The organism is Paenisporosarcina sp. (assembly GCF_057785155.1).
On sequence record NZ_JBYNRN010000053.1, the window covers coordinates 1 to 7288 of the forward strand.

General features: G+C 42.5%; 16 protein-coding genes. All 16 read left to right on the forward strand.

The window, feature by feature from the left end:
• A partial coding sequence (locus AC3EA5_RS17930) for a hypothetical protein (RefSeq protein WP_488609562.1) occupies nucleotides 1-362 on the forward strand: 362 nt, incomplete at its 5' end.
• Nucleotides 359-490, forward strand: a complete 132-nt coding sequence (locus AC3EA5_RS17935; protein WP_488609563.1) for a hypothetical protein — start codon at nucleotides 359-361, stop codon at nucleotides 488-490. The genes AC3EA5_RS17930 and AC3EA5_RS17935, both read left to right, overlap by 4 nt.
• A 185-nt stretch (nucleotides 491-675) precedes the next feature.
• The gene (locus AC3EA5_RS17940) at nucleotides 676-912 is read left to right on the forward strand and encodes a hypothetical protein (RefSeq protein ID WP_488609564.1); all 237 of its coding nucleotides are present in this window, start codon (nucleotides 676-678) and stop codon (nucleotides 910-912) included.
• A 3-nt stretch (nucleotides 913-915) separates the two neighbouring features.
• Nucleotides 916-1377, forward strand: a complete 462-nt coding sequence (locus tag AC3EA5_RS17945; RefSeq protein WP_488609565.1) for a hypothetical protein — start codon at nucleotides 916-918, stop codon at nucleotides 1375-1377.
• A gap of 45 nt (nucleotides 1378-1422) precedes the next feature.
• On the forward strand, nucleotides 1423-1818 hold the full coding sequence (locus tag AC3EA5_RS17950) for a hypothetical protein (RefSeq protein WP_488609566.1): 396 nt from the start codon (nucleotides 1423-1425) through the stop codon (nucleotides 1816-1818).
• Nucleotides 1811-2281 carry a hypothetical protein gene (locus tag AC3EA5_RS17955; protein ID WP_488609567.1) on the forward strand — a complete coding sequence of 157 codons (471 nt, stop codon included), beginning with the start codon at nucleotides 1811-1813 and terminating at the stop codon, nucleotides 2279-2281. Before AC3EA5_RS17950 ends, AC3EA5_RS17955 begins: the two co-directional genes overlap by 8 nt.
• Before the next feature lie 163 nt (nucleotides 2282-2444).
• Nucleotides 2445-2837, forward strand: a complete 393-nt coding sequence (locus tag AC3EA5_RS17960) for a hypothetical protein (protein ID WP_488609568.1) — start codon at nucleotides 2445-2447, stop codon at nucleotides 2835-2837.
• A gap of 166 nt (nucleotides 2838-3003) precedes the next feature.
• Nucleotides 3004-3243: a hypothetical protein gene (locus tag AC3EA5_RS17965; RefSeq protein ID WP_488609569.1), complete on the forward strand. Its 240-nt coding sequence runs from the start codon at nucleotides 3004-3006 to the stop codon at nucleotides 3241-3243.
• A gap of 7 nt (nucleotides 3244-3250) precedes the next feature.
• Nucleotides 3251-3535, forward strand: a complete 285-nt coding sequence (locus AC3EA5_RS17970) for a hypothetical protein (RefSeq protein WP_488609570.1) — start codon at nucleotides 3251-3253, stop codon at nucleotides 3533-3535.
• Between the two features lie 6 nt (nucleotides 3536-3541).
• The gene (locus AC3EA5_RS17975) at nucleotides 3542-3706 is read left to right on the forward strand and encodes a hypothetical protein (protein WP_488609571.1); all 165 of its coding nucleotides are present in this window, start codon (nucleotides 3542-3544) and stop codon (nucleotides 3704-3706) included.
• A gap of 167 nt (nucleotides 3707-3873) precedes the next feature.
• On the forward strand, nucleotides 3874-4437 hold the full coding sequence (locus AC3EA5_RS17980) for a glucosaminidase domain-containing protein (protein WP_488609572.1): 564 nt from the start codon (nucleotides 3874-3876) through the stop codon (nucleotides 4435-4437).
• Nucleotides 4438-4803: 366 nt separating this feature from the next.
• The gene (locus AC3EA5_RS17985; protein ID WP_488609573.1) at nucleotides 4804-4947 is read left to right on the forward strand and encodes a hypothetical protein; all 144 of its coding nucleotides are present in this window, start codon (nucleotides 4804-4806) and stop codon (nucleotides 4945-4947) included.
• An 87-nt stretch (nucleotides 4948-5034) separates the two neighbouring features.
• Entirely contained in the window at nucleotides 5035-5229 is a 195-nt protein-coding gene (locus AC3EA5_RS17990) for a CopG family transcriptional regulator (protein WP_488609574.1), read from the forward strand.
• Nucleotides 5230-5444: 215 nt separating this feature from the next.
• A complete protein-coding gene (locus AC3EA5_RS17995; RefSeq protein ID WP_488609575.1) occupies nucleotides 5445-6254 on the forward strand; it encodes a rolling circle replication-associated protein in 810 nt (269 codons plus the stop codon).
• Nucleotides 6255-6592: 338 nt separating this feature from the next.
• Nucleotides 6593-6898 carry a hypothetical protein gene (locus tag AC3EA5_RS18000; protein WP_488609576.1) on the forward strand — a complete coding sequence of 102 codons (306 nt, stop codon included), beginning with the start codon at nucleotides 6593-6595 and terminating at the stop codon, nucleotides 6896-6898.
• Nucleotides 6898-7288: hypothetical protein (locus AC3EA5_RS18005; RefSeq protein WP_488609577.1), on the forward strand; the 391-nt coding region annotated here is incomplete at its 3' end. The genes AC3EA5_RS18000 and AC3EA5_RS18005, both read left to right, overlap by 1 nt.

Consider the following 7288-nt stretch of genomic DNA (forward strand, 5'->3'; position numbering starts at 1 on the left):
AGCTCGCCTTCCTAATCAATCAATTCTTTGATGGTCATACGCATGATTTTTATTTTGTCGTGGATGAGGTCCACCTGTTCACGAATGAGCCCGAATGCAAGGGGGCTCTTGTTCGTTTGGCTACAGGCGGTGTGCGTTTCGGAATGTCCGGCGTGTGGATCAGCCAGCGAGGGGCTAAGATTGATAATACACTTATGACTCAATCAACAAGGTTTATATTTTACGAAACGAATATGGAAGGGCAGTATTACAAACAGTACGGAATACCTCATGATGATATTGCGGCACGGATCGCGGCGGCTGGTAAGTATGGGTATTGCGTGTTCGATGGTAAAACAATTGAGGGGGCTTACAAGGTATGAAATCAGCGGATGAAATGTTGAAAGAATATTTTGACGATTTGGACAAAAAGATAATTGATTGCCGCAAAGAGTCGGAACAAAGGCAAGTGGACATGAATCAATATTTCCAATCTCTAAAAGAGTCTTAAAAGAGAATCCCAAATAAGCCCAAAATTAACCATTGCCCTTGCTGGCAGTGGTTTTTCTTTTAGTAATCACTTTAGTACGTTAAATTACTTTATTTTTAGCTGGATTGCTACCATTGCCATCTCTAAAAGAGATAGGTTTATGCTGTTAGTTGTAAATGACAAAAACAAAGGGAGTTAATGATTATATGGCAAAGTTAACGGAATTTCAAAATCCCATCAGCGGCAGGACGCAAAGCCTATTTGATCTAGGCGGCATGTGGTCGCTAATCTTGGGTGTGGTCGTGTTGTTTGTTGTAGTGGGCACAGGACAAAAAATAGCTAAGGGTATCGACGGTAAAATACCGGGTCTTGATACCACGCCAGATCAATTATTTAAATCTCCAGTCGTTGTAATGCAACAAACGACTAAAAGGGTGGTGTAATCAATGGCATCAAATACATTTAGATCGGCATTTACAAAAGCGGATTTGATTAATGCAGGGGCAACGGTTGTATGCGCGATTAATCAATTTAATCGATTGGGTGTTTACAACGTCCAATCAGGTGAGTTAGTAAGCCCCGGCTATGCTGGACAGTCAGGACAAGACAATGCACAGGGGCGCATATATGTAAAATTGCAAGACGCAACGCCAGCCGTTACTAATGGTCTTTTACGTTTGTCCATTGCCAGTCCGCAAGATCGTCCATTAGAGATCATCCAAGAGTGGCGCACCGAGACGCTTAATACTTCGGCAACGGATCGCACTCTACAAGTACCGTTTAGCGAGTATGATGCATGGATTTCAGAGGACAAAAAAATTATCTTAGAGTTTAAGCCAGATGTTGGGGTTACATTAACGGTGGCAAATTGTACCCTCTTGATGGACGTTACAAAAGCAGTAGTTTAATAGCTAGGGGGTGCTGTGGCATCCCCATTTGATTAGGGGTGGCACATGGCAAAAAAAGAGGTAATGAGTTTCCGAAAAACGATCCCCGCTGGGACTACAGTCATATTGCATGAGCGCATAAAAGCACCAGGTACAGTTGAGGAGATCAGGATCAGGTTTTACGCTGGTCAAGAGCGTGAGCTACATGTAGTGCCATTGGTTATCCACAAAGGCAGTCAAGAGGAGCAATTGGTCACTTATCCAGCGGATACTGATCGGTATTTGTCTGGAGAGGATGATTACTTAATACTTCCAGTGGTTGTATCAGTCGAAAATGACGATGAACTAACAATTCGCGCAACAAACATGAACATGACGTACAATTATACATTGGCGATAGATGTAGTTATTGACTATTTCGCTGGAAAAAATCGGGTGGCTGGGGGTGTCGTGAGTGGGTAGACCGGAGCATCAAAAGGTTACACAAATTAGTGCTAATCCAAGTATACGAACCAGAAAAGTAGTTATTTCTAACAATACACTCATCGGAAACGGTGGAGCGATTACAAGCTCTTTGTATGCTCCACCGGGTTATATTAGTCGTGTGAAAATGATGTATTTAAAATATCACATTATTGCTGGATCAACTACAGGAGTTAGGCGCATAAGTGCAGCTGTATCAGGTTTTCAAATTTTGTTGATTGAATCGATTTTCAGTAATATTTTATGCAGCTACGAAAACATACAAACGCTCTGTGACGCGACATCGCCCACAGATAAAGTAGCGCAAAGCTTAGTGCCAAGTTATCTTGTTTTTGACGAAGTTAACCCGCTTGAAATAATGTTTTGGAATTTCACATCAAGTCTAGATGTAGGGACTTATAAAGAAGCAATACTATTTCTCGAAGAGGAAAAAATAGTGTAAGGCGGTGGAATATTGGAAGAGTTAAATGATGGTAAATTGTCCGAGGTTGGCGACTTAATTACGGTGTCAGGTATGACAGCGGAGGTTACAGCCAACATAGAGTTACAAGGCGGTTACACTCTTGTCACAAGCATTATACAAGGGTAAAGGAGAGATGGTTTAAATGGCACAGCCAATAGATAGCTTAGGTCTGCCAGCCGATGAGCGGCTACGCATTTACCGAGTAAATCGGGATGCGGCAAAGGTTGAGTTGCGACGAGTCAAAGGTGTGTATTACCAAGAATACGTAAGCGGAGCTATGCAAAGTAGGCTTGATCAAATTTCATCATGGGCAAGCCTTGTGCGAAATGCGGCAGGTATTCGTGATGATGATCCAGCATACGGCAATAGTCAGTTTATAGCCGAAGATGTACAAAATGCCGCGCTAGGATTTGACGCTAGCACAGGCAACGGAGGCACAGTAAGCGGTATAGCCAGCAACGCAAATAATGTCGTTACGGTCATCGTGGGCGGTTTGGTGCTAATGATCTTGGCTGGTATGACAGGCAAAAAGTGAGGTGGAGCAAATGGCAATAAGTGCAGAGGATCAGGCAATGTATGATTTTTACAATGCCAATGATGCGGCGAGAGCAGAAGAAACAATAGTCACGCATGAAACTTGGGTATCCAGCGGTGAGCCAGAGTCCAGCTATATCTATACTAGTTCCGACGATAGTTATTATTTGCCACCAGTCATAAGCGGTGGCGGTTTAGGCGTTCCTGCGGTTTTTGGTGGTGGAGTGATAACGACAAATACGCCAGTAGTTGCAAGACCCGGAGCGGTTGTGCCTAGAACGGTAGGCGCGGCTCTTGCTCCTGCTCCTGTGTCAGCAGGTATTGGCGGCATAGATAACAAAAGCCTAATGTCTATGGCGGCTATTGGCATTGTGGCAGTTTTGGCAATAGGTATTTTTAAGGGGTGATCATCTCATGGATTTTAGCTGGTCAGGCATAAAAGACTGGGTCATGTCGCAGGCGGCACGGTACAAGCCAGACACCAATCTGATATTGGATGAGTCTACTGGAATTGTGTATGGACCTGGTGGTCAGTACGTCACAACAAATACAGCAGTGGTGGGCGATGTGCCAGCCGATGCTCAAAGCATCTTGGACAAGTCAGCCAAGGCAATCAACGCTTTAAATTTGGCAAATAGCCAAAGCATCATAGGCATTGTCGTTATCTTGTTTGTAGCATTATTATTTATTAGGAGGTAGACAAGCATGGACGTATTAACAGGATTGGTAGGCAAAATAACAGGCTGGATTGATACCATGTTTACGTATTTTGGTAGCTACAGCAAAGATTACAGCAAATGGTTTGTTTACATTTTGGCGGCATTAGTACTAAGCAAAATGCTTAAAATCAAGCTAAACATTGGAAAGTAGGCGGCGGTGATGGATCTGGATATTACAAGTTTAATATCGAGTGTCGGAATCCCCGGCGCTCTTTGCTTTTACACAATGTCAACATTGCGAAAAGCCGTTGACAGCAACACGAAAGCACTAATACTCATATCCGCAAAAATGAATATAAAAATGGAGGATGAAAAACAATGAGCTACGATGAAAACGCAAAAAAATTCGCGAATTATGCAGGTTTGGCAGAACGAGTGAAAGCGGCAACAGGTGTTTTGCCTTCCGTGACACTGGCACACTGGGCACTAGAAACTGGATATTTTACAAGCTCCAGCTTCACGGATGCGAACAATATTGGTGGCATTAAATATGTTGGTCAGGAGGAAGCGAACGGATCGCTTTATGGACATGCGGCCTATGTGGATATGTCCCATGCAGTTGATGATTATATCCGTGTGTTGAGCCTTGGATATTTGACAGGAATGAGATCGGCAACAACTCCTGAAGCACAGATCGCGGCGCTGGACGCTTCCCCATATGCCGAGGATCCAAATCAAGGCTCCAAGCTTTTGTATATCCTTAACACCTATGGCCTGATTGGTTACGACACGTACACGGGTGGGGGTACTACTCCTGGTCCTGTGGCTGGTATAATAAGCAATGTTAAAGATACGGTTATAGGCATGGATCAGGAGCAAATGGCAAAAATGGCAGGTGTAGGACTGCTTGTAGTAGCATTGTTGGCGCTAACAGGAGAGTAGCTTTAATGTTGACGTAGGAAGCCGTCAAGGGCGCGGAGCGGCGTTAGCGGACCCTTTACGAGCGGTTCCCACTCCAAACCCTTGACATCTCCCTGCAAACAACGTTTGCCGGGGATGCCCCCGGCGAGGGGAAAAGGGATTCTTAAGGTGTAACCTTAAGCCCAGCGGCGCGAAATATTTTGATTGAATCTCTATAGGATATTAACCAAAATAATGCTAATATGAGATCAAACGTTCCTATCATGTAAGGTATTATAATTTGTCATATCATGTAAAAAAAAGTCTATGCATGCATACCCTCTAGACTGTAGAATGGTAGTGTGGCGTGATGGTAGATTTGTGGAAAAACACAGGGAGCTACCATTTATGGAAAAAACCACTATCTATCTTCCGGAAAAATTAAAGAAAGCTATTAAAATTCTTGTTATTCAAAACGATCTACCTTCTATGAATGAATTTATTTTGAATGCATGCATCGAGAAGCTAGAAAAAGAAGGAATTAAAGTTTAGCCTGGTACATGAAAAAGTATTGACGAAATCAAAAGCCTGGTATATGATTAAGTCTGTACCAAATCAACAACCAGGGAGAATGATAATATGACTTATAACGTTTTTCACGGCGGAAAACGAGAAGGTGCAGGAAGAAAAAAAGAAGGCGTTTCAAAAACGGTTAAACTAACGTTATCTGAGGAAACGTGGTTGGCTATTGAAAATGAAATGGCTGGTTGTAGAATTAAAAACCTATCTGAATATTTTAAAGAATTATTGTACGAAAAGGGAATTTTGAAATGAATTTTTAAAAATCTTTTCTTAACTTGATTGTACTATCACTAAAGACCGCGAAGCGGTCTGCCCTTGAACTTGATCTTCGACAACAGAAAGCAAGTAGGTGACGCCTCATGATGCCCGACAAACTAAAGGGCATGTCAAAAGAGCAGAGCCGTAAATTCTATGGAAGGTTTTACAATCCGCGTTTTTCCTTAGGGTTTCGAGATGAGATAGAACAGATGAGCGTAGACAAGGAAGAGCTGCATAAACCCGTTGATGCGAAGAGTCGCCTTAAGGTAGTAGTCTCAGGCCATATTGTAGAAGTCTACGAATATGAGAAGGGTGTCAAGCATGGCGATCAACCTAAACGTCCAATTTATTACGATGAGGACACCGGGGAAATTCTTAAGAAGGAACCTAGCGGTGAATATGACCCAATTGCGGCAAAACGAGCAAATGCACGAAGGGCTAAAAACGATTTACGCCGTTTGATATTGGCGAACTTCGATAATGGTTCAAAATTCGTTACACTTACATTTCGTGATGGAACTGTTGATGATGTAACGAATGTTCGAGAATGTAACAACGCTTTTAAAAAATTCATTCAACGTATGCGGCGTACATATGGGAATTTTAAGTACGTAAAAGTAATTGAATTCCAAGACGCAAACGACAGAGGGGCGGTTCATTATCATGTTATGTCGGATTTGCCATTCATTGATTCGGACAAGCTTTCTGACATTTGGGGAAATGGATTTATAGGGATTAATCGTATAGAGCATGTAGATAATGTTGGTGCTTATGTCATGAAATACATGGTTAAAGATTTTGCTGATGATCGTTTGGCTGGGGAAAAAGCTTATTCATCATCTAAGAACCTTACTCGTCCGGTTGTGCTGTTTGGACATGATGCTGCTGAAATAATGGATGCTTATCAATTGGCAGAAAAAAAAGAGGTATTCACCTCCCACTACGAAGGCGAATACCAAGGCGAAATCTTGTACAAAGAGTACAACCTCCAACGACCAGAAGGAGGAAAGAAAAAATAGACTATTTATATATTACCATTTGTGCATTTGTTCTCATAGTCACTTATTTTTCCTGTTTATGGATATTTAGGGTTATGGTCCTTATATTGTTTATAAAGTTAGCCAAGGGTTTTGCAGATGAACTGAAAAAGAAAATAGGCGGTGTAAAAGATGCCTAAATGTGATCATTGTAATAAGGATTTTTCCACTCAAGGTGCTCTTAATTTACACAAATATCATATGGGTATTAAAAAGCCTGTTACGATCGTAGCATGTGAACATGATTTCCGGCTTTTGAATCCAAGGGTGCAAAACGAATATTCAGCAATGGAACAAAACTATACGGAGGTGTGTACGAATTGTCAGGACTTACAATAGATGACCAAATAGGAGCGGACAAGCTGGAAGCGGCTACCCTACCGACACTGGATCAGGAAATGGTTCAAACTCCACAACGGTCAGCAATTGACCTTAGCTTCCTGAAAGCAAAGACAGGAGATGGAAGTATTGAGGACTATATCGAACATCCTATGAACTTCATGAAGTCTAAGGGATTGGCGCAGGTTATCCGCGGCATGACAGGCATGTTAGGGGCTTTAGACCTTGCCATTATTGATATTGTTATGGGGGCTTTGAACTTCTCGAAGGAACGGAAGATTGCCTAATGCTCATACCTTTTGATGAAGGCATAACGACTGTTGTCGGGCGTACTAGATCAGGTAAAACATATGGGACTATGAAAAGCCTTTCTGCACAGCGGCGCGGTGTTCTCTTTTTCAATACACAGCTTGAAAAGGTGGATGGCTTCACAAAGGCAGACGGTAAAAACAATTTTGAACAGATCAAAGCGGCATTGGCAAAGGGGAAGAAAATTAACTTCATTCCCTCGACCGTGGATGTCATTCGGAAGAAGCAGCTCGCCTTCCTAATCAATCAATTCTTTGATGGTCATACGCATGATTTTTATTTTGTCGTGGATGAGGTCCACCTGTTCACGAATGAGCCCGAATGCAAGGGGGCTCTTGTTCGTTTGGCTACAGGCGGTGTGCGTTTCG

What these genes read in the sequence shown, in the direction of transcription:
- AC3EA5_RS17935 (WP_488609563.1), top strand. Translation starts at nt 359, where the DNA reads ATGAAATCAGCGGATGAAATGTTGAAAGAATATTTTGACGATTTGGAC.
- AC3EA5_RS17970 (WP_488609570.1), top strand. Translation starts at nt 3,251, where the DNA reads ATGGATTTTAGCTGGTCAGGCATAAAAGACTGGGTCATGTCGCAGGCG.
- AC3EA5_RS17995 (WP_488609575.1), top strand. Translation starts at nt 5,445, where the DNA reads ATGAGCGTAGACAAGGAAGAGCTGCATAAACCCGTTGATGCGAAGAGT.
- AC3EA5_RS17945 (WP_488609565.1), top strand. Translation starts at nt 916, where the DNA reads ATGGCATCAAATACATTTAGATCGGCATTTACAAAAGCGGATTTGATT.
- AC3EA5_RS17960 (WP_488609568.1), top strand. Translation starts at nt 2,445, where the DNA reads ATGGCACAGCCAATAGATAGCTTAGGTCTGCCAGCCGATGAGCGGCTA.
- AC3EA5_RS17980 (WP_488609572.1), top strand. Translation starts at nt 3,874, where the DNA reads ATGAGCTACGATGAAAACGCAAAAAAATTCGCGAATTATGCAGGTTTG.
- AC3EA5_RS17985 (WP_488609573.1), top strand. Translation starts at nt 4,804, where the DNA reads ATGGAAAAAACCACTATCTATCTTCCGGAAAAATTAAAGAAAGCTATT.
- AC3EA5_RS17990 (WP_488609574.1), top strand. Translation starts at nt 5,035, where the DNA reads ATGACTTATAACGTTTTTCACGGCGGAAAACGAGAAGGTGCAGGAAGA.
- AC3EA5_RS17975 (WP_488609571.1), top strand. Translation starts at nt 3,542, where the DNA reads ATGGACGTATTAACAGGATTGGTAGGCAAAATAACAGGCTGGATTGAT.
- AC3EA5_RS17950 (WP_488609566.1), top strand. Translation starts at nt 1,423, where the DNA reads ATGGCAAAAAAAGAGGTAATGAGTTTCCGAAAAACGATCCCCGCTGGG.
- AC3EA5_RS17940 (WP_488609564.1), top strand. Translation starts at nt 676, where the DNA reads ATGGCAAAGTTAACGGAATTTCAAAATCCCATCAGCGGCAGGACGCAA.